Origin of the sequence: Streptomyces botrytidirepellens (assembly GCF_003721215.1) — a bacterium.
Classification (GTDB): domain Bacteria; phylum Actinomycetota; class Actinomycetes; order Streptomycetales; family Streptomycetaceae; genus Streptomyces; species Streptomyces himastatinicus.
The window spans coordinates 1-24,359 of the sequence record NZ_RIBZ01000861.1 but is presented as its reverse complement, the minus strand read 5'-3'; the positions used below and the strand labels follow the sequence as shown (position 1 = coordinate 24,359).

Here is a 24,359-nt window from a genome sequence, read left to right as displayed (position 1 = left end):
CCCGCAGGGGCCCGACGCCCCCGGCGGCCCCGGCGGCACGCCGCCCGAGCCGCCGGACCGGGGCAGGCGGCGCGGGCTGATAGCCGGGTGCGCGGTGTGGGCCGGGCTCTTCTGCACCTGCCAGGTGTGCTGCCGGGACCCGTACCACGACCCGTGGTCGGGGGAGCCGCGCGAGGGCTGGTGCCAGAAGTGCAGTGACTGCGCGGACTGTTGTGATTGCTGCGGTAACTGCTGTGATGGTTGCGAGTGCTGTAGCAACTGCTGTGACGGTTGTGACTGCGGCTGCGACTGCTAGCCCGCACAGCCGTCGGAGCAGACGGTGCGAGGGGAGGGGGGAAGCGCTGAAGCGTGTGTGGAGGCGCGTGACGACGCGGACGTGAGCGGCCACACCGGCAAGGACCGGCGGGCAGGCGAAGCCTCAAGAGCCCAGGGGCAGCGGAGGCGGGCGGTGTCAGCCCGAACAGGACGACGACCACACCCGACCGAAGTCGATGTGGTCGCGCGTGACCAGTCGCTGCCATGAGTGCATGGGGTAAGTGGAGCAGCCTTCCGCTTCCGCGTCAACCGCGGTGAGACGTGACGCTCACAGTTCGGACAGCCTTGACAACGGCCCGTGGAGACGCCTTAACCTCGGCGTCACGCCGTGCTGAGGGGCTCGGCTTTTCGTGTGTGCAGGCAATGCGTGTGTTCCTTTACGAACTCACGGAGCCTTCGCATGTCCGCCACCCCGGACCTCCCTTCCCCATCACCGCACGCCGTATCACCGCACGCCGTCGTCATCGTCGGCGCGGGCCCGCGCGCCGCCGGGCTCGTCGAGCGGATCGCCGCCAACGCGCCGGAACTGTACGGCGACGGAGCCCCGTTCACCCTGCACCTGGTCGACCCGCATCCGCCCGGCGGCGGCCGCGTCTGGCGCCCCGACCAGTCCCCGCTGCTGTGGATGAACTCCATGGCCGAGGACATCACCCTGTTCACCGACGAGTCGGTGGAACAGGACGGTCCGGTCCGCCCCGGCCCCTCGCTCGCCGAGTGGGCCGACTGCGTCCGCCGCGGGGCGCTGCCCGCCGGTGAACTGGCCGCCCTGCCGCCCGAGGCCGTCGCCGAGGCCACGTCGCTGACCGGCCGGAGCTTCGCCACCCGGCGGCTGAACAGCGCCTATCTGCGCTGGGTGTACGAGCGGTCGGTGGCCGCCCTGCCGCCCGGGGTCACCGTCCAGGAGCACCCGTACCGCGCCGTACGGGTCACCGGACCGCGCGACGGACGCCAGCAGGTGTGGCTGGAAGGGCGCGCCGAACCGCTCGTCGCCGACGCCGTGGTCCTCGCCCTCGGCCATCTCGACGCCGAGCCCGACCCCGAGCAGCGGGCGCTGTCCGCCTTCGCCGCCGAGCACCAGCTCGTGCACCTGCCGCCCGAGTTCACCGCCGACAGCGATCTGAGCCGGCTGCGGCCCGGCGAGCCGGTCATCGTCCGCGGCTTCGGCCTCGCCTTCGTCGACCTGATGGTGCTGCTCACCGAGGGACGCGGCGGACGGTACGACCGCGGGCCCGCCGGGGAGCCGGTCTACCGGCCCTCCGGGCGCGAACCCGTGCTGTACGTCGGCTCGCGCCGCGGCGTCCCGTACCACGCCAAGATCGGCTACCAGCTGTCCGGCGAACGGCCGCCCGTGCCCCGCTTCTTCGGCCCCGCCCAGGTCGAGGCGTTGCTGCGGCGCCCCACCCCGCCCGACTTCCGGCGCGACATCCGGCCACTGATCGACAAGGAACTCGGATTCGCCCACTACCACCGGCTGTTCACCGTCCACCCGGAGCGCACGGCCGCCGAGTGGTCCGACTTCGAGGAGAAGTACGCCGCCTGCGCGCCCGGCAGCGCCGAACTGCACGCCCTGGTGGCCGCCGCGGTCCCCGACCCGGCCGACCGGCTCGACCTCGACGCCCTCGACCATCCGCTCGACGGGCTGCGCTTCCCCGGCCATGACGCCCTCCAGGAGGGGCTGCGCGGCTACATCGAGGCCGATCTCGCCCGCCGCCACGACCCCGCGCACAGCACCGACCTGGCCGTCTTCCTCGCCCTGCTCTCCGTCTACGGCCAGCTCACCCGGCTCGGGGACCTCGGCGACGGCGGCTGGTGGCACGGCTTCTTCAGCTATCTCGCCTCCGGTCCGCCCGGTCCGCGCCTGGAACAGCTCCTCGCGCTCTCCCGCGCCGGCGTCGTCCGCTTCCTCGGCGCCGGGATGACCGTGGAAACCGACCCGGAGCGCGGGGTGTTCCGGGCGGGCGGCGCGAGCGTCCCCGGGAGTCAGGTCGAGGCCCGCGCCCTGGTCGAGGCCCGGTTGCCGGAGCCGACCGTGGCCCGCTCCCGCGACGCGCTGCTGCGCGCCCTCCACCGGGACGGCGCGGCCGCCACCCCCGCGGGGCTGCTCGCCGTCAGCCCGGACGACGCCCGGATCCTGGACCGGTCCGGACGCCCCCACCCGCGCCGTTTCGCGCTGGGTCCGCACACCGACGGCCGCTCCTCCGGCGCCTTCGCCCGGCCCCGTACCAACGCCCCCGCGTTCCGGCAGAACGACGCGACCGCCCGCGCCCTGCTGCTGAGCCTGCGCGACCTGTCCTGTCGCGCCTCGCTCGCCGTCTGAGCCGTACCCCGCCCGACAACCCCGCTTCCCCTAAGGACACCCGTGTCTCTGACCTCCGATCCACCCGTCGAAGAAGCACCCGAACGGGCCGCTCCCGAGGACTACTCCGCGCTGAAGGTGGTCCCCGTACGCAACCCCTTGCGCTGGGTCGCCGTCGCCGCGACGGCCGTCCTGGTCGCCCAGTTCGCGCACGGCCTGGTCACCAACCCCGGCTGGGAATGGGAGGTCTTCGCCGACTTCTTCGCCACCGAGACGATCCTCAAGGCCGTCTGGATCACCCTCCAGCTGACGTTCTACGGCACCGCGCTCGGCTTCGCCCTCGGCATCGTGCTCGCCTTCATGCGGCTGTCCAAAAGCCCGTTCCTGAAGTCGGTCGCCTTCACCTACATCTGGGCGTTCCGCTCCATCCCGCTCATCGTCCAGCTGCTCTTCTGGTTCAACCTCACCTATCTCTACAAGCGGCTCGACTTCGGCATCCCGTTCGGGCCCGGCTTCTTCTCCTTCGACACCGCCGGACTCGTCGGCGCGATGAGCGCGGCCGTCCTCGGACTCGCCCTGCACCAGGCGGCGTACGCGGCCGAGATCGTGCGCGGCGGCGTCCTCGCCGTCGACACCGGACAGCTGGAGGCGGCCGCCGCCCTCGGCATCCCCCGGCTGCGGCAGCTGCGCCGCATCGTGCTGCCGCAGGCGATGCGCTCGATCCTGCCGAACGCCGCCAACGAGGTCATCTCCCTCTTCAAGGGCACCTCGATCGTCTCCGTCATGGCGATCGGCGAACTCTTCTACCAGACGCAGGTCATCTACGGGCGCAACGGCCGGGTCGTGCCGCTCCTGATGGTCGCGACGGTCTGGTACGTCATCCTGACCACGCTGCTCTCGATCGCGCAGTACTACGTCGAGCGCCACTTCTCCCGGGGAGCCACCCGATGACCGCCATGGTCGACATCCGTTCCGTCCACAAGAGCTTCGGGACGCTGGAGGTGCTGCGCGGCATCGACCTGGAGGTGCGCACCGGAGAGGTGGCCGTCGTCCTCGGCCCGTCCGGCTCCGGCAAGTCCACGCTGCTGCGCACCATCAACCACCTGGAGAAGGTCGACAGCGGCTGGATCAGCGTCGCCGGTTCGCTGGTCGGCTACCGCAGGCGCAACGACAAGCTGTACGAGCTGCGCGAGCGCGACATCCTCAAGCAGCGCACCCGGATCGGCTTCGTCTTCCAGAACTTCAACCTCTTCCCGCACCTCACCGTGCTGGAAAACATCATCGAGGCCCCGGTGTCCGCCCTGCGCCGCCCCAGGAAGCAGGCCGTGGAGACCGCGGAGCGGCTGCTCGCCCGGGTCGGGCTCGGCGACAAGGCGTCCGCGTACCCCCGGCAGCTCTCCGGCGGGCAGCAGCAGCGGGTGGCCATCGCCCGCGCGCTCGCCCTGGAGCCCGAGCTGCTGCTGTTCGACGAGCCGACCTCCGCCCTCGACCCCGAGCTGGTCGGCGAGGTCCTCGACGTCATCAAGGACCTGGCCGACCAGGGCACCACCATGATCGTCGTCACCCATGAGATCGGCTTCGCCCGCGAGGTCGCCGACACCGTCGTCTTCATGGACGAGGGCCGGATCGTCGAGCAGGGCCCGCCCTCCGAGGTGCTCGACCATCCCCGGCACGAGCGCACCAAGGCGTTCCTCTCCAAGGTCCTGTGAACCACCCCATGCACGCAAGGAGCACCCCCGTGACCACCCGCCGCACCCTCCTGGCCGCCCTCGCCGCCGTCCCCGCCACCGCCCTGCTCAGCGCCTGCGGCGACGGTGACGCCCAGCAGACGGTGGGCGCCGACGGCAAGAAGGGCGCCGGTTTCAACGTCAGCCCGCGGCAGCACCGGATCAGAGGCAAGAAGGTCGACGCGATCGCGGCCGAGGTGCCCGAGGCGATCCGCCGCCGCGGCACGCTGCGCCTCGGCGGCAGCGCCGACGCCTCGCCGCCCCTCGGCTTCTACGCGACCGACGACAAGACCCGGATCGGCGTCGAGATCGACCTCGCCACCCTGGTCGCCGACACCCTCGGGCTCAAGGTCGCGTTCGAGGCGGTCTCCTGGGAGAACCTCTTCGTCGGCCTGGACAGCTCCAAGTTCGACGCCGTCTTCTCCAACGTCACCGTCACCGAGGAGCGCAAGGAGAAGTACGACTTCGCGACCTACCGGCTGGACAACCTCGCCTTCGAGGCCAAGAAGGGCACCTCGTGGCGGATCAAGGGCCCGAAGGACGTCGCGGGCAAGACCGTCTCGGTCTCCTCCGGCACCAACCAGGAGAAGATCCTCGTCGACTGGAGCAAGGAGAACGAGAAGGCGGGCCGCAAGCCCGTCGACATCAAGTACTTCCAGAAGGACACCGACTACTACCTCGCCCTCCAGTCCGGGCGCATCGACGCCTATCTCGGCCCCCACCCCACCGCCGCCTACCACGTCGCCTCGGCGGGGCAGACCGAAATCGTCGGCACGCTCTCCGGCGGCGGCGACCTGGTGCAGGGCAAGATCGCGGCCACCACCAAGAAGGGCAGCGGGCTGGTCGACGCGTACGCCGCCGCCATCGACCACATCATCCAGGACGGCTCGTACGCCCGGGTCCTGAAGCGCTGGGGGCTGGCCAGTGAGGCCGTGAAGAAGTCCGAGATCAACCCGCGCGGCCTGCCCACGAGCTGACCGGCTCCCCGACAGAGAAGGGCCCCGAACCCATGGCCACACCGACCGGCCCCCTGCACCTGGCCGCCGCCATCGACGGCGTCGGCCAGTACGCGGCGCCGTACTACATCGAGCTGGCGCGCCTCGCCGAGGGCGGCACGCTCGACTTCGTCACCCTGGACGACACGCTCGGCCCGCCGGGGGACGGGCAGGGCAGGCTCGACGCGCTCGCCGTCCTCGCGCGCGTCGCGCCCGCCACCGAGCGGATCGGCCTGGTGCCGACCGTCACCACCACCTACACCGAGCCGTTCCACGTCTCGTCCGCCGTGGCCACCCTGGACTGGGTGAGCCGCGGCCGGGCGGGCTGGACCGTCGAGGTGTCGGCCACCGAGGCGGAGGCGCGGCTGGTCGGCCGCCGCCCCGCCGCCCCCGCCGCCGAACTCTGGGCGGAGGCGGGCGAGGTGGCCGACGTCTCCGCCCGGCTGTGGGACAGCTGGGAGGACGACGCGGAGATCCGCGACACCGCCACCGGCCGCTTCGTGGACCGCGACAAGCTGCACTACGTCGACTACGAGGGCGCCGCCTTCCGGGTGCGCGGCCCCGCCATCGTGCCCCGCCCGCCCCAGGGCCACCCGGTGGTCGCCGTCGCCGCCGCCGACCCGGTGACCTGGGACACCGCGGCCCGCCACGCCGACGTGGCCTACATACGGGCGACCGACGCGGGGGCGGCGGGCCGGGTCCGGGACGAACTGCGGCGCCGCGCGGTCGCGTACGGCCGGGACCCGGGCGCGCTCACCGTGCTCGCCGCCCTCGCGGTGGACCTGGGCGACGGCGAAGGCGCGGTCGAACCCGCCCCGCATCAGGGCCCGTCGACCGCCCAGGGCCCGCCGACTTCCCCGGACCGGCTGACCGCCAGGGACGGTGCCCCGCCGCTGTACCGCGGGGGACCGGTCGACCTCGCGGACCTGATCGCCGGATGGCAGGACGCCGGTGCCGTGGACGGCTTCCACATCACCCCCGTCGTCCCGCGCCGCGACCTGGAGCGCTTCGTCAACGGCACGGTCGCGCTGCTCCAGCACCGCGGGCTGTTCCGCACCTTCTATCCGGGTACGACGCTCCGCGAGCACTTGGGGCGGCCGCGCCCGGCCAACCGCTACGCCCGCGCGAGGGAGGCAGCCCTGTGAACGACCGACAGCAGCCCCGGCAGATCCATCTGGCCGCGCACTTCCCCGGCGTCAACAACACGACGGTGTGGGCTGATCCGCGGTCCGGAAGTCAGATCGACTTCTCCTCCTTCGACCATCTGGCGCGCACCGCCGAGCGCGGTCTGTTCGACTTCTTCTTCCTCGCCGAGGGACTGCGGCTGCGGGAGCACGGCGGCCGCATCCACGACCTCGACGTGGTGGGCAGGCCCGAGTCGCTCACCGTGCTGAACGCGCTCGCCGCCGTCACCGACCGGCTGGGTCTGGCCGCCACCGTCAACGCGACCTTCAACGAGCCGTACGAACTCGCCCGCCGCCTCGCCTCCCTCGACCACCTCAGCGGGGGCCGCGCCGCCTGGAACGTCGTCACCTCATCCGACGCGTTCACCGGCGAGAACTTCCGGCGCGGCGGCTACCTCGACCGGGCCGACCGCTACACCCGGGCCGCCGAGTTCGTCGCCGTCGCGCGCGAGCTGTGGGACTCCTGGCCGGAGGGCGGTGCGCCGCGCCCGTTCGCGCACCGGGGCGAGCAGTTCGACATCGAGGGGCGGTTCGGCGTACCGCGCTCCCCGCAGGGCCACCCGGTGGTGATCCAGGCCGGGGACTCCGACGAGGGCCGGGAGTTCGCCGCCTCCGCCGCCGACATCATCTTCACCCGGCACGGCGGCCTGGAGGCGGGCCGCGCCTTCTACGCCGACGTCAAGCGGCGGCTGGCGGCGTACGGCCGGGCGCCCGGGGATCTGAAGATCATGCCCGGCGTCACCTTCGTCCTCGGCGACACCGCGGCCGAGGCCCAGGAGAGGGCCGCCGAGATCCGGCGGCAGCAGGTCTCGCCGCAGACCGCGATCCTCGCCCTGGAACAGGTCTGGGGGGTGGACCTGTCCGGATACGACCCGGACGGCCCCCTTCCGGACATCGACCCGGACCCCGGTTCCCAGCTCGTCCAGGGCCGGGTGCGGCACGCCGATCCGCTGGCGCTCGCCGCCAAGTGGCGGGCGCTGTCGGAGGAGAAGGGGCTCTCCATCCGGCAGACCGTCATCGAGACGACCGGGCGGCAGTCGTTCATCGGCACCCCGGAGGCGGTCGCCGGGGAGATGGCGCGTTTCGTACGGGACGAGGCCGCCGACGGCTTCATCCTGGTGCCGCATCTGACCCCCGGCGGGCTCGACGAGTTCGTGGACCGGGTGGTTCCGCTGCTCCAGGAACGGGGCGTCTTCCGCACCGCGTACACGGGCCACACCCTCCGCGACCATCTGGGGCTTTCCCGCCCGGCCGCCCCGGAATAGCCGGTACCGGAGGCGGCCGCCCGGGGGCGGGGCCACGGGACCGGGCGCCACGTGGAACCCGGCGGCCGCAGCGGTCGTCTCACCGGGTGCCCGAGAGGAAGGGCGCACTGCCCCGGCGGCCGAAAGACGCCGGGGCCATGTGGCGTGTGCCCGGTGGGTTTCCGAATTGTCCTCTTGCCCTTTGCGGTCGTGGCCGCGAATACTTCCGGGCAGCGCTTGTCAGGAGCACGTCTGAAATTTCCATCCGGCGTGCTCGCTGACTGCGCCTCACGGGCCTGCCCACCCAAGCAGACCCCCGATTCCCTCGGAGGAAGAGTTGAGGATCAAGCGCACTACCCCCCACGGCACCCGGGCGAGACGCATCGCACTCCTCGCCGCCACGTCGGCCCTGGTGGCGGGGACGGCGCTCGCCGCCCCCGCCGCCTACGCCGGGAACGACTGGCCCCGCACCTTCACCGCGGCCGAGGCCAAGGCGGCGGGCGACGCCGTCCTGGACGCCGATGTCGCGGGCACCGCCTGGTATGTCGACAAGGCGACCAACAACCTGGTCGTCACCGCTGACAGCACCGTCTCCCAGAGCGAGATAGCCAAGATCAAGGACGCGGCGGGCGCCAACGCCGACGCGATCGAGATCAAGCGCACCCCGGGCAAGATCAACAAGCTGATCTCCGGCGGTGACGCGATCTACGCGAGTAGCTGGCGCTGCTCACTCGGCTTCAACGTGCGCAACAGCAGCGGGGCGAACTACTTCGTCACCGCCGGCCACTGCACCGACGGTGCGGGCACCTGGTGGTCGAACTCCGGCAAGACCACCACCATCGGCCCGACGTCCGGCTCCAGCTTCCCGACCAACGACTACGGTCTGGTCCGGTACAGCGGCTCCGTCACCCCCCAGGGGACCGTCGGCAGCCAGGACATCACCAGCGCCGCCAACCCGACCGTCGGCCAGACGGTCACCCGGCGCGGCAGCACCACCGGCACCCACAGCGGCCGGGTCACCGCGCTGAACGCCACCGTCAACTACGGCGGCGGCGACATCGTGTACGGCATGATCCAGACCACCGTCTGCGCCGAGCCCGGCGACAGCGGCGGCCCCCTGTACGCCGGTTCCACCGCCCTCGGCCTCACCTCCGGCGGCAGCGGCAACTGCACCTCCGGCGGCACCACGTTCTTCCAGCCGGTCGTCGAGGCGCTGAACGCGTACGGCGTGAGCGTCTACTAAGAGGACACGGTCGGCGCACCGATCGACGCACCCCCGCCCGGGCCCTCCGGGCGGGGGTTTTCCGCTTTTCCGCAGGTCTCCCAGGCCGGGCGGAGCGGGACTATCGTGGACATCGGTACCCCAGGTGGGGCATCGTTCGCGATACGGACGGCAGGTGGCCGTGATGCTCGATGCACTCGTGACAGTGGTGGTGATCCTGGCCTGTGCCGGAGTCGTCTGCGCCATAGCGGCGGCCCGCGTGGTCAAGCAGTACGAGCGGGGGGTGGTCTTCCGGCTCGGGAGGCTCCGCTCGGATATCCGGGGGCCCGGCTTCACCATGATCGCTCCGGCCTTCGACCGGCTCCGCAAGGTGAACATGCAGATCGTGACGATGCCCGTGCCCGCCCAGGAGGGCATCACCCGCGACAACGTGACCGTGCGGGTCGACGCGGTCGTCTACTTCAAGGTCGTGGACCCGGCCGAGGCGATCATCGCGGTCGAGGACTACCGCTTCGCGGTCTCCCAGATGGCCCAGACCTCGCTGCGTTCGATCATCGGCAAGAGCGATCTTGACGATCTGCTCTCCAACCGGGAGAAGCTCAACCAGGGGCTGGAGCTGATGATCGACAGCCCGGCCGTCGGCTGGGGCGTCCACATCGACCGCGTCGAGATCAAGGACGTGTCGCTGCCGGAGACCATGAAGCGGTCGATGGCCCGCCAGGCGGAGGCCGACCGGGAGCGCCGGGCCCGGGTGATCAATGCCGACGCGGAGCTCCAGGCGTCGAAGAAGCTCGCCGAGGCAGCCGCGCAGATGGCCGAGACCCCGTCCGCCCTCCAGTTGCGGCTGCTCCAGACGGTGATGGCGGTCGCCGCCGAGAAGAACTCCACGCTGGTCCTGCCCATCCCGGTGGAACTGCTGCGCTTCCTGGAGCGGGGCCAGCAGCCCCCGGAGGCGGCCCGGGCGGACGGCGGCGGCGCCAAGGAACCGGTGTCCGCCGGTCAGGAATCGGTGTCCGCCGGGCAGCAGGAGGCGGTCCCGCCCGCTCCGGCCGTCCCCAGGCTGACGGAGCGCGAACCGGAGCATGAAGCGGAGCGTGTCGTGGAGCGCTGAGCCGCGCATCAACCCCGTGCCCGCGTGCCCGTTCGAGGCGCGCGGGCACCGTCATGTCCTGATATGAGGATCCACGCTCCATAAATTTCCCGCAGATGACGTGAACGCGGTCTTGTGCGCCCCCCGCTGCGCTGGGAATACTCGGCGGCGCAATTTGGCATGGACGCGCTCCCGCACGGGCAGGCGCGCCCCGTGCCGTACGCCCTCCGGGCCGGGCACCCCACTGCCGACGGCCCAACCCCCCACTGGAGGACCGAGAGTTGAAGCACCGCCGCATACCCAAGCGCCGTGCCGTCATAGCCGGGGCCGGAGCCATGGCTCTGGCCGCCGCCGCCCTCACCTTGCAGAACGCCAACGCCGCCCCCACCGAGCCGCAGCCCCACACGCTGTCGGTGAACTCCGCGGGCAAGCTCGCGAACACCCTCACCTCGGCGCTCAAGAGCGACGCCGCCGGTTCGTACTACGACGCCAAGGCCAAGAAGCTCGTGGTCAACGTGGTGAACAAGGCCGCCGTCGAGCAGGTCCGCGACGCGGGCGCCGAGGCCAAGGTGGTCGAGCACACGCTGGCCCAGCTCAAGCAGGCGCGCACCACCCTGAAGGACAAGGCGACCATTCCCGGCACCTCGTGGTCGGTCGACCCCAGAGCCAACAAGGTCGTCGTCACCGCGGACAGCAGCGTCAAGGGCAGCCGGATGGCCACGCTCAACAAGGTCGCCAAGAGCCTGGGCGACAAGGTCGAGGTGAAGCGCTCGGCCGGTAAGTTCTCCACCTTCCTCGCGGGCGGCGACGCCATCTGGGGCGGTGGCGGGCGTTGCTCGCTGGGGTTCAACGTGGTCAAGGACGGCCAGCCGTACTTCCTGACCGCCGGTCACTGCACCGAGTCCATCAAGAGCTGGTCCGACTCGCAGGGCGGTGACGAGATCGGGGCCAACGAGGGCAGCGACTTCCCCGGCAACGACTACGGCCTGGTCAAGTACACCAAGGACGTCGCGCACCCGAGCGAGGTGAACCTCTACAACGGCGACAGCCAGGCCATCTCCAAGGCCGGTGAGGCCACCGTCGGCCAGAAGGTGACCCGCAGCGGCTCCACCACCCAGGTGCACGACGGCGAGGTCACCGGCCTGGACGCCACCGTCAACTACCAGGAGGGCTCGGTCAGCGGGCTCATCCAGACCAACGTCTGCGCCGAGCCCGGCGACAGCGGCGGCGCGCTCTTCGCGGGCGACACGGCGCTCGGTCTGACCTCCGGCGGCAGCGGTGACTGCTCCTCGGGCGGCGAGACGTTCTTCCAGCCGGTGCCGGAGGCGCTGGAGGCGTACGGCGCCAAGATCGGCTGACGCGCCGACAGCTCACGGCAGCTCGACAGCCCGGCAGCTCTCCCGCGGCACGCGCCCGCACAGGGACAGGCCCCCGGACACCCGTGGACGGTGTCCGGGGGCCTTCGCTTCGCTCGGCCCGCTCGGCCTGTTCAGCCTGTGCGGCTGCTCGGAACGCGCAGACCTCAGAACTCGTAGAGCTGCGTCACGGCCGCGTTCTTGAGGCAGTTGTTGGCGAAGGTGTGCTCGTACGACACCCGCTGACCGTCCCAGATGCCCTCCGCGGTGACGGTCACCGGCCGCCACTCCTTGGTGCACATCCGGCCGGACTCGGTCGCCTCGGTCAGCGTGGAGAACTCGCCGTTCACGGCGCGCAGTTCGGCGCAGGCTCGGGCGGGCGCCGGGTGGGTACCCGTGGGGGTGGGCTGACAGCTGAGCGTCACCGCCCGCTGCACGGCCACCGAGGACGCGTCGTCGGGTCCGTAGCCGACGGTGAGGACCAGCGCGGAGGGCGGGTACAGGCTCTTCGGCGTCGCGGGCTCGGCGTGTGCCGTGCCGCTCGCCCCCAGTCCGAGCGCGGCGCTCATGGCCAGCGCGGCTCCGAGGCCGCCGATCGCCCCTGTCGTCTTCCGCATATCGAACACTCCCTTGCTCGTGCTTGCAGATACCGGACGGAGTTCTACGCCCCGCGCATCGGGAACGCACGTTGATCGAGCACTTCCGGTCGCCACAAGTAGTCATTCGGTGGCTCATTGTCGCGTGTGCACGGTGTGGCCCAGGGGAACGCCGCGTGTCGACCGGGTGCGGCCAGGTGTGCGGGCCGGGGGAGTGCGATCGGTGCGCTGCGATGTCGAACGACAGTTCAGCGCCGCTCAAATCGATTCAAGCGCGCTCAGCTGAGAGGTGGCCCGGGAGTACCGGTGCGTGAGTGACACCAGAGCGAGAATCTGCCAGGGCAAGCCGACCGTAACGGGACGAGTCAGTCGAGTCCGCCGCTGAGCGGACCGGTGTGGCGGCCCCAGCCGTACGCGCGGTCGGCCCGCAGCCGCACCACCAGGCGGCGGTCCGCCACCATCGCGGCGCGGAACTCCTCCCAGTCCGGGTGGTCGCCCTGGATGGCGCGGTAGACCTCGACCAGCTCGTCGGCGGTGGCGTCGTGGGGGTCGGTCGTCACCGGTGTCAGCTCGGCGGTGCCCTCGGCCACCAGGTAGGAGAAGCGGTCGCCGCTGGTGACGTAGAAGCTCGCGCGCGGATCGCGGCGCAGATTGCGGGTCTTGGCGCGGTCGTCGGTGACCGAGATGCGGATGAGGTGCTCGGTCGGGTCGTAGCTGTAGGCGACGTTGGACAGCTGGGGGCGGCCGTCGCGCTTGAGGGTGACGAGCGCGCCGGTGCGCTGTTCCCGCAGCAGGTCGAGCAGGGTCGGCTCCGTCATGGTGATCAGGATACGGGCGTCGATGGCCGATTTCCCGGGATGCGACACGCGGAATGAAGGGGGGATTTGCATGCTTATGGTGTATATGGAAGCGCCGCGAGGAGCGTCCGACGGTCGTTCGACATCGCTCGCACGCTTGTTCGAGAATGGGGTTAAGGTGGGGGCCGGGGAGGACGAGCAGAGCAGGATCGGCCAGGGGGTGTGACCAGCAGGAGGTGCGGATGCCAGGCTTCACGCATCTGCACACCGCCTCCGGGTTCTCCATGCGGTACGGCGCCGCGCACCCGGAGCGGCTGGCGGCGTGCGCCGCCGAGCGCGGCATGGACGCCATCGCGCTGACCGACCGCGACAGCCTCGCCGGAGCGGTGCGGTTCGCCCGGGCGAGTGAGGCCGCGGGGGTCAGGCCGCTCTTCGGGGTGGATCTGGCCGTCCGGGCGGAACCCCCGGACCCCGGGCACACGGCCCGGCGGCGCACGCCGGTGCGCGGCGGGGCGTTCATCGACGAGTCCGCGCCCCGGGCGGTCTTCCTCGCCCGGGACGGCGCCGCCGGCTGGGCCGCGCTGTGCGGGCTGGTCTCCGCCGCCCACGCCGGGCTCGGCCACCCCGGCTCCGCCCGGACCAACGGCGACGGGCCGCCCCTGCTGCACTGGCGCGATCTGCTGAGCACCCCCGGGGCGCTCGCCCCGGTGACCGCGCTCCTCGGCCCGGACTCCGACGTCGGCCGCGCCCTGGCCGCCGGACGCCCCGACCGGGCCGCGCGGCTGCTCGCCCCCTGGCGCGAACTGTTCGGCGACGCGCTGCGTCTCGAGGCCGTGTGGCACGGCCGCTCCGGCACCGGACCCGGCTCGCTGCGGCTGGCCGCCCGTACCGTCGGCTTCGCCGCCGACCAGGGCGTCCGGGCCGTCCTCAGCAACGCCGTCCGCTACGCCGACCCCGGCGAGGGCCCGGTCGCCGACGTCCTGGACTCCGCCCGCAGGCTCGTCCCCATCGACCCGCGCGACCCCGCCTCGCTCGACGGCGGGGAACGCTGGCTCAAGGGCCCGCGCGACATGGCGCGCGCCGCCGAGCGGATCGCGGAGGCGGCCGGGCAGCGGCGGGACGGCGCGCACCGGCTGCTGGAGGAGACGGCGCGCACCGCCGCCGCGTGCCTGGTCGACCCCGAGGACCACATCGGCCTCGGCACCGTCCACTTCCCCGAACCGCGCCTGGTCGGGGCGGGGCGGCGGAGCGCCGAGCGGGTGCTGCGGTCGCGCTGCGCCGCCGCCATGGTGCTGCGCGGCTACGACCGCGACCGGGCGCGCTGGGAGCGTCTTGAGGACGAGCTGCGCACCATCGAACGGCTCGGCTTCGCCTCGTACTTCCTCACCGTCGCCCGGGTCGTGGACGACACCCGGGCGCTCGGGGTGCGGGTGGCCGCCCGCGGCTCCGGCGCGGGCTCGTTCGTCAACCATCTGCTCGGCGTCGCCCACGCCGACCCCGTGGCCTGCGGTCTGCTGATGGAGCGCTTCCTGTCGGTGCGGCGGGCCGCGCTGCCCGACATCGACATCGACGTGGAGTCGGCGCGCCGCCTCGACGTCTACCGCGCGATCTTCGACCGCTTCGGGGCGGAGCGGGTCGCGACCGTCTCGATGCCCGAGACCTACCGGGTGCGGCACGCCGTACGGGACGTGGGCGCGGCCCTCGGTATGGACCCGGCCGAGGTGGACCGGCTCGCCAAGTCCTTCCCGCACATCCGCGCCCGCGACGCGCGCGCGGCGCTCGCCGAACTGCCGGAGCTCAAGGAAGTAGCGGCTGAGCAGGAGCGTTTCGGCAAGCTCTGGGATCTGGTCGAGGCGCTCGACGGCCTGCCCCGCGGCATCGCCATGCACCCCTGCGGGGTGCTGCTCTCGGACGCCGGGCTGCTCGCCCGCACCCCCATCGTGCCGACCAGCGGCGAGGGCTTCCCCATGTCGCAGTTCGACAAGGACGACGTCGAGGAGCTGGGGCTGCTCAAGCTCGACGTCCTCGGCGTGCGCATGCAGTCCGCGATGGCGCACGCGGTCGCCGAGATCCGGCGGGCCACCGGGGAGACCGTGGACCTCGACGACCCCGCGCAGGTCCGGCCCGGCGACCCGGCGACGTACGACCTGATCCGCTCCACCGAGACGCTCGGCTGCTTCCAGATCGAGTCGCCCGGCCAGCGCGATCTCCTCGGACGGCTCCAGCCCGACTCCTTCCACGACCTCGTGGTCGACATATCGCTCTTCCGGCCGGGCCCGGTCGCCGCCGACATGGTGCGCCCCTTCATCGAGGCCCGGCACGGCCGCCGCCCCGCCCGCTATCCGCATCCGGACCTGGAGGACGCGCTGCGCGAGACCTACGGGGTCGTCGTCTTCCACGAGCAGATCATCAAGATCCTGTCGATCATGACCGGATGCGAACGGGACCTCGCCGACGAGGCGCGCCGCGCCCTGTCCGACCCCGAACGGCAGGGCCGGGTACGGGCCTGGTTCCACGCCGAGGCGGGCCGGCGGGGGTACTCGGCGGAGGTGCTGGGCCGTACCTGGGAGATCGTCGAGGCGTTCGGTTCGTACGGCTTCTGCAAGGCGCACGCGGTCGCCTTCGCGGTCCCCACGTACCAGTCCGCCTGGCTCAAGGCGCACCATCCGGCGGCCTTCTACGCGGGACTGCTCACGCATGACCCCGGGATGTACCCGAAGCGGCTGCTGCTGGCGGACGCGCGGCGGCGGGGCGTGCCGATCCTTCCGCTCGATGTGAACCGGTCGGGCTCCGAGTATCGGATCGAACTGGTGTCCGGGACGTCCGGGGGCGGCGATATGGGCGTCCGGCTGGCACTGAGCGACGTCCACGGCATCAGCGAGGCCGAGACGCGGCGGATCGCCGCCGGTCAGCCCTACTCCTCGCTCCAGGACCTGTGGCTGCGCGCCCACCCCGGGCGCCCCGTCGCCGAACGGCTGGCCCAGGTCGGGGCGTTGGACGCGTTCGGTACGGGCCGCCGCGACCTGCTGCTGCACATCGCCGAACTGCACCGGCAGCGCGCCGGGACCCATGACGAGGGGCAGCTGCCGCTGGCCGAAACCGGCCCGCCCGCCCCCGCCGGGCTGCCCGACCTCGACGACGGCGAACGCCTCGGCGCCGAGCTGGGCATCCTCGGCATGGACGTCTCCCGCCATCTGATGGCCGACCACCGGGCCTTCCTGGACGAGCTGGGCGCGATGCCCGCGAAGCGGCTGCGGTCGGCCCGGCACGGGGAGACGGTGCTCGTCGCGGGCGCCAAGGCCGCCACCCAGACCCCGCCGATCCGCTCCGGCCGCCGGGTCATCTTCACCACCCTGGACGACGGCACGGGCCTGGTCGACTGCGCCTTCTTCGACGACAGCCACGCCGCCTGCGCGCACACCGTCTTCCACTCCTGGCTGCTGCTGGTGCGCGGCGTCGTCCAGCGCCGCGGCCCGCGCAGCCTCAGCGTCGTCGGCTCGGCCGTCTGGAACCTCGCCGAACTGGCCCGGCTGCGCAGCGAAGGCGGCCTGGAAGCGGTCGCCGCCGAACTGGCGGGCGCGGGCGCGGGTGCGGGTGCGGACGGAGACGCGGAAGGGGCCGACTCCGGCCGCCGGATCCAGCTGTCCACCGGCTACGCCATGCACCCCTGGGCCGACCTCCGGCCCGCGGGCGAGCAGTCCGCCACCGGCCGCAAGCTGTGGCACTCGAGCCCGGGGAGCGCGGGATGAGCACCGAGAACCCCCATGTGCTGTACGTGCGGTTCCAGGCCGACGCCCCGCTCGCCGAGGACGTCTATCAGGGGCTGCTCGCGCTGCTCGGCGAGGTGACGCCCGTCGTGGAGGCGCTGCCGCCCGATGCCGCGCTCGCCGATGTCCGTGGTGCGCTGCGGTACTTCGGGCGGGACGCGGCGGGGCTCGCGGAGATCGTACGGGTGCGGGCGCTGGCCCGGTACGGCGTCGACTGCGTCGTGGGTGTCGCCGCCAACCCCATGCTCGCCCGCATGGCCGCCCACGACGCCCCGCCGAACACGCCCGGCGCGGTCCGTACCGTCCCCGGCGACCCCGACGCCGTCGCCGGTTTCCTGGCCCGTAAGCCGCCCATCGCCCTGCCCGGCGTGGGCGCCGCGACCGCCAGGGCCCTGTGTGCGTACGGGCTCGACAGCACCGAGCGGATCGCCGCCGCGCCGCTGGCCACGCTCCAGCGGATCCTCGGCGCGGCGACCGCGCGCCGGGTGCACGCCTGGGCGCACGGCATCGACCCCGCGCCCGTCACCCCGAACGCCCCCGCCCGCGCCGTGGGCGCGGAACACCGCTTCGACCACGATGAGCTGGACCCGGTCCGGCGGCGCCGGGCGCTGCTGACGCTCGCCGACGGGCTCGGCATCCGGCTGCGGACGAGCGGGCAGATCGCGGCCCGGCTCGGCCTCACCGTCCGGTACGCCGACGGCTCCTCGACGACCCGCTCCCGGACCCTGACCGAGCCGACCGCCCACACCCCGGTGCTGACCGCCGCCGCGTACGCGCTGCACGACGCGCTCGGGCTCCAGCGGGCCCGGGTGCGGTCCGTCGCGCTGCGGGCCGAGGGGCTGATGGGCGCCGAACTCGCCTCCCACCAGCTGTCCTTCGATGCCGAGGACGACAAGGCCCGCCGGGCGGAGGCCGCCGCCGACCGGGCGCGGGCCCGCTTCGGGGCGTCCGCGGTCCGGCCCGCCGGGTTCCTGGACGTCGCGTAAGCCCTGGACGTCGCGTAGGACCTGGACGTGGCGTAAGGGCTACGTGAACCTTTCTTCACCGGCCGATGGCTGGAAGTCTTCGCTACTCACGCGTAATTTGATCCCCGCGCCACACGTTTGTGATCCGGGTCACAGGGTGCGCCGTCAGTGCAACTCCACCCCCACCGCGAGGAGTTCATGTGATGCTGCCCTGGAGGAACATCCGCACCTTACTGCCCGCCCTGACCCTGGCGGTCGCGGCGGCGACCGCGGCCCCCGCCACCGCGGCCGCCCAGTCGTCGCAGACCACCGACAGCGGCTGGAACGACTACTCCTGCAAGCCCTCCGCCCAGCACCCCCGGCCCGTCGTCCTCGTCCACGGCACCCTCGGCAACTCCGTCGACAACTGGCTCGGCCTCGCCCCGTACCTGGTCGACCGCGGCTACTGCGTCTTCTCCCTCGACTACGGCCAACTCCCCGGCGTGCCCTTCTTCCACGGGCTCGGCCCCGTCGACCGGTCCGCCGGGCAGCTGTCGTCGTACGTCGACCGGGTGCTCGCCGCCACCGGAGCCGCCGAGGTCGACATGGTCGGCCACTCGCAGGGCGGGATGATGCCCCGCTACTACCTGAAGTTCCTGGGCGGCGCGGCCAAGGTGAACGCCCTGGTGGGCCTCGCCCCGTCCAACCACGGCACGACCCTGTCCGGGCTGACGAAGCTGCTGGACTTCTTCCCGGGCCTCGACGACGCCGTCGCCAAGGCGGCCCCCGGGCTGATGGACCAGGTGGCCGGGTCGGACTTCCTGAACCGGCTCAACGCGGGCGGCGACACCGTTCCCGGGGTGCGCTACACCGTCATCGCCACCCGGTACGACGAGGTGGTCACGCCGTACCGCAGCCAGTTCCTGACCGGCCCGGACGTCAAGAACGTCGTGCTCCAGGACCTGTGCGCCTCCGACCTGTCCGAGCACGTGACCATCGGGATGACCGACGGCCTCGCCTTCCACGAGGCCGCCAACGCCCTCGACCCGGAGCACGCCACCCCGACGACCTGCGCCTCGGACGACTGACGCGGGGGTCGAATCCGGGCCTCCGGCGTATCACAATGGGCCGCATGACTGGATTCGCGTCGTTCCTCGGGCTGTGTCTGCTGATCACGATCACGCCCGGCCTGGACACCGCCGTGGTGATCCGCAGCGCGCTGCGCGGCGGGCGTGCGGCCGGGCTGCGCACCGCGCTCGGCTGCGCGGCCGGGCTGTTCGTGCACGCGACGGCGGTCGCCTTCGGCCTGGCGGAACTGCTGCTGCGCAGCGACGCGGCCTTCGAGGCGGTCAAGCTGGCGGGCGCCCTGCTGCTGGTCGTCCTCGGCGGGCGCTCGCTGTGGTCCGCCTGGCGGTCGCCCGGTGCCGCCGTCCCCGGTCCGGACCCCGCGCCCGCCGGGGAGGGGGCCGCGGCGCCGCGCGGCGGCAATCCCTTCACCGAGGGGCTGCTGACCAACCTCACCAACCCCAAGGCGACGCTGTTCTTCGTGGCGGCCCTGCCCCAGTTCGTCCCCGCGGGCCGCGCGGCCCAGGCGGTGCCGATCGCCCTGGGCCTCGCGGCGGTCGCCGTGCTGTTCCAGTTCGCCGGGCTCGGCCTCACCGCCTGGGCCGTCCACCGCCTCCGCCATCTCCTCCGTTCCCGCCGGGTGCGGCGGGCTCAGGACACCCTGCTGGGGGCCGCCCTGATCGGGCTCGGAGTGCGGGTGGCGACGGAGTAGTCCGCGCGGGCTGCGCGGCGGATTCGGCTTCTTCGCTTATTCGGCTTATTCGGAGATCAGCTCGACCTCGATGTTGCCCTTCGTCGCCTTCGAGTACGGGCACACCTGGTGCGCCTGCTCGACCAGCTTGCGGCCGGTCTCGTTCTCCAGGTCGCCCGGCAGCTCGACGCGCAGCGTCACCTTGAGGGCGAAGCCGCCGTCCGACTCGTCCTTGCCGATGCCGACCTCGGCGGTGACGGAGATGTCCTTGGTGTCCACCTTCGCCTGGCGGCCGACGAGGCCGAGCGCGCTCGCGAAGCAGGCGGCGTAGCCCGCGGCGAACAGCTGCTCCGGGTTGGTGCCCTGGCCGTCGCCGCCGAGGGCGGGCGGCATGGCGAGGGGCAGGTCGAGCCGGCCGTCGGAGCTGACGGCGCGTCCGTCGCGGCCGTTCGCCGTGGCCACCGCGGTGTAGAGCGCATCCATGAAGACCAATCCCTTTCGAGTCCCGGTGGCCGGGGGAGTCCGGCCGGGGTCCGGCAGTGGCCCAAGTAGAGCACACAATTAAATTGTGCACAACTAAGAGGTACGCTGGTCATATGTCATCTCAGCCCGACCCGCTTCCCGCGCCGAGCGGAGCCGTCACGGCGGACGATCCGCTCCGGCTCGACCTCCAGCTCTGCTTCGCCCTGCACGCCGCCTCGCGCGCGTTCGGCGGCATCTACCGACGGGTGCTGCGCGACACGGAGCTGACGTACCCGCAGTACCTGGCGCTGCTGGTGCTGTGGGAGCACGGCGAGATGCCGGTCAAGCAGCTGGGCGAGTTCCTGCGGCTGGACTCGGGCACCCTCTCGCCGCTGCTCAAGCGCATGCAGTCGGCCGGACTCGTCATGCGCGAGCGCAGCGCGCACGACGAGCGCTCGGTGACGGTCCGGCTGACGGCGGAGGGCGAGGCGCTCAAGGAGCAGGCCCGCGAGGTCCCCCTGAAGGTGATCCGGTCGACCGGCCTGGACCACGAGGAACTGGCCGATCTGCGGTCACGGGTCCAGCGGCTGACGGCGGCGCTCGACGCGGCGCTGGCCGACGAAGAGGACTGAGCGCGCCCGCGGGCATGGGCTCAGCGCGCCGGGCTCACCGCGCCGGGGTCACCGGACCGGGGCGATACTGGAGCGTTCGGTTCCGGGGGGGGCGCCGTCACCATTCCCCCGGAACCGGCCACCGGCCGTCCCCGGGACCGGCCCCGGCCCAGCAGGGCCATGGCGGCGGGCAGCAGCACCCCGCGGACCACGGTGGCGTCGATGAGGATGGCCACCGCCAGGCCGACGCCCATCATCTTGTACTCGATCGCCGACAGCACCACGAAGACGCTGAAGGCCGCGGTCATGATGACGGCCGCGCTGGTGACCACCCCCGCCCCGGCCGCGATGCCGCCCACGATCGCCTCGCGCGCCTCCGCGCACTCGCGCTCGCGTTCCCGGATCCGGCTGAGCACGAAGAGGTGGTAGTCCATGCTCAGCCCGAAGAGGATCACGAACATGAACAGCGGCAGCCAGCCGATCACCCCGCCGTACGCCGTGAAGCCGAGCACCGAGCCCAGGTGACCGTCCTGGAACACCCAGGTCAGCACGCCGTACGCGGCGCCGATCGACAGCAGGTTCAGCGCGATCGAGATCACCGGGATGGCCAGGGAGCGGAACGACACCGTCAGCAGGACGAAGGCGAGGGCGAGCACGAAGCCGAACACGACCGGGGTGCGGTCGGTGACCTGCCGGGTGAAGTCGTGCGTGATGGCCGTCTTGCCCGCGACCGCGTAGTCGACCCCGTCCAGGTGGCCGAGGGCGGCGGGCAGGGTGTGCTTCCGCAGGGTCGTGAGCGCCCGGTTGGCGGTGTCGTCGTAGCCGAAGCTCGCGAGGGGGACCCGAACCAGCAGCGCCCGGTCGACCGCCGCGCTGGTGATCGGTTCGTGCAGCGCGCCGCGGCTGGCGGCGGCGCGGCCGTGCAGGCTGTCGACCGCCTTGCGTACGGCCGGATCGTCCACCGCGTCCGTACCGGCCCCCGTACTCCAGATCACCACCCACGCCGGGGCGGGCGTGCCCGGGAACGCCTGCTGCATCCGCGCCGCCGCGTCCACCGCCGGGACATCCCGCGACAGACTGTCCGTCACCGATGCGTCCTGCAACCGCCCCCAGCGCGGGCAGCGCCAGCACCAGCAGCGCCAGCGCCGCCGAACCGCCCCACACCAGCGGCCGCCGCACCACCGCGCGGGCCACCGCCGACCACAGCCGGGACTCGGCCGCGGCGGTACGGCGGCGGCCCAGCCAGGGGATGCGGGCCCGGTCCACCCAGCTGCCCAGCAGGGCGAGCAGCGCGGGCAGCACGGTCACCGAGCCGATCATCGCGACCCCGACCACCAGCCCGGCGCCGACCGTCAGCCCCTGGAGGTTGTCCACGCCCGTGAACAGCAGCCCGCTCAGGCACAGCATGACCGTGAGGCCCGAGACCACCACCACCCGGCCCGAGGTGCGCGAGGTGATGCGCAGCGCCTCGGCGACGCCGTGCCCGGCGGCCCGTTCCTCACGGGCCCGGCGCAGGTAGAAGAGCGAGTAGTCGATGCCCACCGCCACGCCGATCAGCAGCACCATCGAGGACGTGGCGCTGTTCATGGGCACCCAGTGGGCGGCCACCTGGGACAGGCCGAAGGTGCCGATGACGGTCGTCGCCGCGAGCAGCAGCGGGATCGCGGCGGCGATCAGCGAGCCGAAGACCACCAGCAGGATGACGACGGTCAGGGGAAGGGAGAAGAACTCCGCGCGGGCGAAGTCGCCCTTGATGCTGTCGTCGACCACCCGTGACAGGCTCCGGTCGCCCGCCTGCGCCAGCGTGACGTCCGGGTGGCGGGCCCGGACCGCCTCGACGGCCCGGACCGCGGCCTCGTAGTGGGCGTCCATCCGCTCGTTCGGGCCCGCCACCTGGAAGGTGACCAGACCGGAGCGGCCGTCCTTCGACAGCTGGCGGTCGTCGTCCAGCGGGGAGCGGAGGTCGCGCACCGCGCCCGGCGCCGCGCGCAGCGCCGTCACCAGGTCCCGTGTGGCCCGCCGCAGCGCGGGGTCGGCGGTGAAGCGCGGTGCGTCTGCTGTGCCCTGCGTACGGTGCTGGACCAGGACGTTCTCCTGGGGCGGGGCGTAGGAGCGCTGGGCGCCGAGCACCCGGTCGGCGCGGCCCGATTCGCCCGGGTCGGTGCTGCTCGCCGTCCCGCCCGGTATCAGCGCGCCCGCGAGCACGGCCACGGCCACCAGCGCGAACCACCCGGCGATGGCCGCCGCGCGGTGCCGGACCGACCATCCGGCGATCCGTTCCACGAGAGCGGGACCCGCGGGGCCCGGTTTCGCGGGATCCGGTTTGCTTTTCGGCAGCATGAGCTGCTGTCCTTTCCGCAGAAGGAGCGTTTCCACAAGAGGGCTCGCCCCGCTGGGGCGAGTTGGTGCCGCTGCTTCGTCCATCTGGGCCGTCGAGTTGCCGCTCGGCGGCCCAGCGCGTGTTCTCCGCTACGCCACGGCGCTACTCCACGGTCTGGAGGATGCGCTCCAGCGCGTCCATCCGGCCCTTCAGCGCGGTGAGCGTCTCGCCGATCTCCCGCAGCTGGATCTCGGTCTTCTGCTGGGTGGCCACGGCCTCCTCCGCGATCTTGCGGTACTCCAGCTCCCGTACGACCTGGACCTTCGCGCGCCGCGTGGCCGCGAACTGCCAGATGAGCGTGGTCAGTACGGTGGTGACCAGAGCGAACAGACCGAAGGCCCCGACGACCTCCGTCCAGTCGTGCCCGTCCATCACGTGTTTCCCTTCGTCTCCGGGGTCAGCGTCCGTTCCGCGGCCTCGATGGCTTCCGGGGTGAGCCGGAACGCGAACCGGTTCACCTCGTAGAACTTCATGGCCTTTCCGTCCTCCGAGACCTCCAGCCGCGCCGACACCAGCCCGGCGGCCTCCAGTTTTCGCAGATGCACCTGGAGCAGCGCGCGGCTGATGCCCAGTGAACGGGCCAGCTCGCTGACGTATGTGCTCTCCCGGGACAGCGCCGCGATCACCCGCAGCCGGTGCGGATTGGAGAGCGTGGCCAGTACGCGGACCAGCTCGTCTCCGGTCGGTTCCGGCTCTTCCGTCATAGCGAAACCCTGCACATGCAAAAAAAAGTTAGCACATGCCGAGAATGATTGAGCGGTGTCGGATGCGTGGAAGGTGTCAGACATGACCGGAACTCATCCCCGCACGGGCGCCGACAAGGCCCGCAAGTCCGCCATCGACCTGGTCGAGACCTTCCTCGACCCCGGCAGCCGGCGCAGCTGGGACCAACCGGTCGAGATCACCACGACCGACCCCGACTACCGGGCCGACCTGGAGCGGGCCCGCGAGCGCACCGGGCTCGACGAGTCGGTGATCACGGGCGAGGGGCGCATCGAGGGGCGCCGGGTCGCCTATGTGGCCTGCGAGTTCCGCTTCCTGGCGGGCTCGATCGGGGTCACGGCGGGGGAGCGGCTGGTCCGCGCCGTCGAGCGCGCCACGGCGGAACGGCTCCCGCTGCTGGCCGCCCCGGCGTCGGGCGGGACCCGGATGCAGGAGGGCACGGTCGCCTTCCTCCAGATGGTGAAGGTGGCGGCGGCGATAACCGACCACAAGGCCGCGGGGCTGCCGTACCTGGTGCACGTACGCCACCCCACCACCGGCGGCGTCCTCGCCTCCTGGGGCTCCCTGGGCCATGTCACCGCCGCCGAACCCGGCGCCCTCATCGGCTTCATGGGCCCGCGGGTGCACGAGGCCCTGTACGGCGAGGAGTTCCCGGCGGGCGTGCAGGTCGCCGAGAACCTGATGAACCACGGCCTGATCGACGCGGTGCTCCCGACCAGCCGCCTCGCGGAGGTCGCGGCGCGGGTGCTGCGGGTGCTGTGCGGCGACCAGGACGTACCGGCCGGGGTCGGTTTTCGGTCAGGCGCCGAGGCCGAGTCCGGCGACGTGGCGGCTCGCGGCGACGTGGCGGGGCGCGGCGACGTGGCGGGGCGCGGCGACGTGGCGGGGCGCGGGG

General features: G+C 72.4%; 21 protein-coding genes and 2 pseudogenes. 16 read left to right on the top strand and 7 right to left on the bottom strand.

What is annotated here, in order from left to right; all coding sequences use genetic code 11:
- The 10 genes and pseudogenes from EEJ42_RS53590 to EEJ42_RS46050 all read left to right on the top strand — a co-directional run.
- A pseudogene (locus EEJ42_RS53590) lies at positions 1–295 on the top strand (hypothetical protein); the annotation flags it as partial.
- Between the two features lie 420 nt (positions 296–715).
- On the top strand, positions 716–2,632 hold the full coding sequence (locus tag EEJ42_RS46090; protein ID WP_123108105.1) for an FAD/NAD(P)-binding protein: 1,917 nt from the start codon (positions 716–718) through the stop codon (positions 2,630–2,632).
- 42 nt (positions 2,633–2,674) lie between these two features.
- Positions 2,675–3,562: an amino acid ABC transporter permease gene (locus EEJ42_RS46085; RefSeq protein ID WP_123108104.1), complete on the top strand. Its 888-nt coding sequence runs from the start codon at positions 2,675–2,677 to the stop codon at positions 3,560–3,562.
- A 5-nt stretch (positions 3,563–3,567) separates the two neighbouring features.
- Positions 3,568–4,320: an amino acid ABC transporter ATP-binding protein gene (locus EEJ42_RS46080; protein ID WP_184503593.1), complete on the top strand. Its 753-nt coding sequence runs from the start codon at positions 3,568–3,570 to the stop codon at positions 4,318–4,320.
- A 29-nt stretch (positions 4,321–4,349) separates the two neighbouring features.
- Entirely contained in the window at positions 4,350–5,315 is a 966-nt protein-coding gene (locus EEJ42_RS46075; RefSeq protein WP_123108102.1) for an ABC transporter substrate-binding protein, read from the top strand.
- A gap of 32 nt (positions 5,316–5,347) precedes the next feature.
- A complete protein-coding gene (locus EEJ42_RS46070) occupies positions 5,348–6,478 on the top strand; it encodes an LLM class flavin-dependent oxidoreductase (protein WP_123108101.1) in 1,131 nt (376 codons plus the stop codon).
- Positions 6,475–7,782 (top strand): NtaA/DmoA family FMN-dependent monooxygenase, encoded by a 1,308-nt coding sequence (locus EEJ42_RS46065; protein WP_123108100.1) that lies wholly within the window; start codon positions 6,475–6,477, stop codon positions 7,780–7,782. The genes EEJ42_RS46070 and EEJ42_RS46065 overlap by 4 nt, the downstream gene beginning before the upstream one ends.
- Before the next feature lie 316 nt (positions 7,783–8,098).
- Entirely contained in the window at positions 8,099–9,004 is a 906-nt protein-coding gene (locus EEJ42_RS46060; protein WP_123108099.1) for a S1 family peptidase, read from the top strand.
- 163 nt (positions 9,005–9,167) lie between these two features.
- Entirely contained in the window at positions 9,168–10,094 is a 927-nt protein-coding gene (locus tag EEJ42_RS46055; protein ID WP_123108108.1) for a slipin family protein, read from the top strand.
- A 260-nt stretch (positions 10,095–10,354) separates the two neighbouring features.
- Entirely contained in the window at positions 10,355–11,431 is a 1,077-nt protein-coding gene (locus EEJ42_RS46050; RefSeq protein WP_123108098.1) for a S1 family peptidase, read from the top strand.
- A 164-nt stretch (positions 11,432–11,595) separates the two neighbouring features.
- On the opposite strand, the gene EEJ42_RS46045 is transcribed toward EEJ42_RS46050, so the two are convergent.
- Both EEJ42_RS46045 and EEJ42_RS46040 read right to left on the bottom strand, forming a co-directional pair.
- The gene (locus tag EEJ42_RS46045) at positions 11,596–12,045 is read right to left on the bottom strand and encodes a subtilase-type protease inhibitor (RefSeq protein ID WP_123108097.1); all 450 of its coding nucleotides are present in this window, start codon (positions 12,043–12,045) and stop codon (positions 11,596–11,598) included.
- Between the two features lie 344 nt (positions 12,046–12,389).
- A complete protein-coding gene (locus tag EEJ42_RS46040; protein WP_123108107.1) occupies positions 12,390–12,842 on the bottom strand; it encodes a PPOX class F420-dependent oxidoreductase in 453 nt (150 codons plus the stop codon).
- Between the two features lie 221 nt (positions 12,843–13,063).
- Here EEJ42_RS46040 and EEJ42_RS46035 point away from each other — a divergent pair, with 221 nt between their 5' ends.
- The 4 genes from EEJ42_RS46035 (at position 13,064) to EEJ42_RS46020 (ending at position 19,309) form a co-directional block, all read left to right on the top strand.
- The gene (locus EEJ42_RS46035) at positions 13,064–16,570 is read left to right on the top strand and encodes a DNA polymerase III subunit alpha (protein ID WP_123108096.1); all 3,507 of its coding nucleotides are present in this window, start codon (positions 13,064–13,066) and stop codon (positions 16,568–16,570) included.
- Positions 16,567–17,574 (top strand): DNA polymerase Y family protein, encoded by a 1,008-nt coding sequence (locus tag EEJ42_RS46030; RefSeq protein ID WP_123108095.1) that lies wholly within the window; start codon positions 16,567–16,569, stop codon positions 17,572–17,574. Before EEJ42_RS46035 ends, EEJ42_RS46030 begins: the two co-directional genes overlap by 4 nt.
- A gap of 182 nt (positions 17,575–17,756) precedes the next feature.
- On the top strand, positions 17,757–18,620 hold the full coding sequence (locus tag EEJ42_RS46025; protein ID WP_123108094.1) for an esterase/lipase family protein: 864 nt from the start codon (positions 17,757–17,759) through the stop codon (positions 18,618–18,620).
- Between the two features lie 44 nt (positions 18,621–18,664).
- A complete protein-coding gene (locus EEJ42_RS46020; protein ID WP_123108106.1) occupies positions 18,665–19,309 on the top strand; it encodes a LysE family translocator in 645 nt (214 codons plus the stop codon).
- A 45-nt stretch (positions 19,310–19,354) separates the two neighbouring features.
- Here EEJ42_RS46020 and EEJ42_RS46015 read toward each other — a convergent pair whose 3' ends face one another.
- Positions 19,355–19,771, bottom strand: coding sequence for an organic hydroperoxide resistance protein (locus EEJ42_RS46015; protein ID WP_123108093.1), 417 nt, complete (start codon positions 19,769–19,771; stop codon positions 19,355–19,357).
- Positions 19,772–19,884: 113 nt separating this feature from the next.
- Here EEJ42_RS46015 and EEJ42_RS46010 point away from each other — a divergent pair, with 113 nt between their 5' ends.
- Positions 19,885–20,382, top strand: coding sequence for a MarR family winged helix-turn-helix transcriptional regulator (locus tag EEJ42_RS46010; protein ID WP_123108092.1), 498 nt, complete (start codon positions 19,885–19,887; stop codon positions 20,380–20,382).
- 20 nt (positions 20,383–20,402) lie between these two features.
- On the opposite strand, the gene EEJ42_RS53585 is transcribed toward EEJ42_RS46010, so the two are convergent.
- The 4 genes and pseudogenes from EEJ42_RS53585 to EEJ42_RS45995 all read right to left on the bottom strand — a co-directional run bounded on the left by EEJ42_RS53585 (position 20,403) and on the right by EEJ42_RS45995 (position 23,445).
- Positions 20,403–21,449: an MMPL family transporter gene (locus EEJ42_RS53585; protein WP_246097867.1), complete on the bottom strand. Its 1,047-nt coding sequence runs from the start codon at positions 21,447–21,449 to the stop codon at positions 20,403–20,405.
- A gap of 136 nt (positions 21,450–21,585) precedes the next feature.
- A pseudogene (locus EEJ42_RS53580) lies at positions 21,586–22,701 on the bottom strand (MMPL family transporter); the annotation flags it as partial.
- Positions 22,702–22,843: 142 nt separating this feature from the next.
- Complete coding sequence (locus EEJ42_RS46000) at positions 22,844–23,113, bottom strand: hypothetical protein (protein WP_184503592.1); 270 nt, start codon at positions 23,111–23,113, stop codon at positions 22,844–22,846.
- Positions 23,113–23,445 (bottom strand): ArsR/SmtB family transcription factor, encoded by a 333-nt coding sequence (locus EEJ42_RS45995; RefSeq protein WP_123108090.1) that lies wholly within the window; start codon positions 23,443–23,445, stop codon positions 23,113–23,115. Before EEJ42_RS45995 ends, EEJ42_RS46000 begins: the two co-directional genes overlap by 1 nt.
- A gap of 82 nt (positions 23,446–23,527) precedes the next feature.
- Here EEJ42_RS45995 and EEJ42_RS45990 point away from each other — a divergent pair.
- The coding region (locus tag EEJ42_RS45990; protein ID WP_281291673.1) for a carboxyl transferase domain-containing protein at positions 23,528–24,359 on the top strand (832 nt) is incomplete at its 3' end.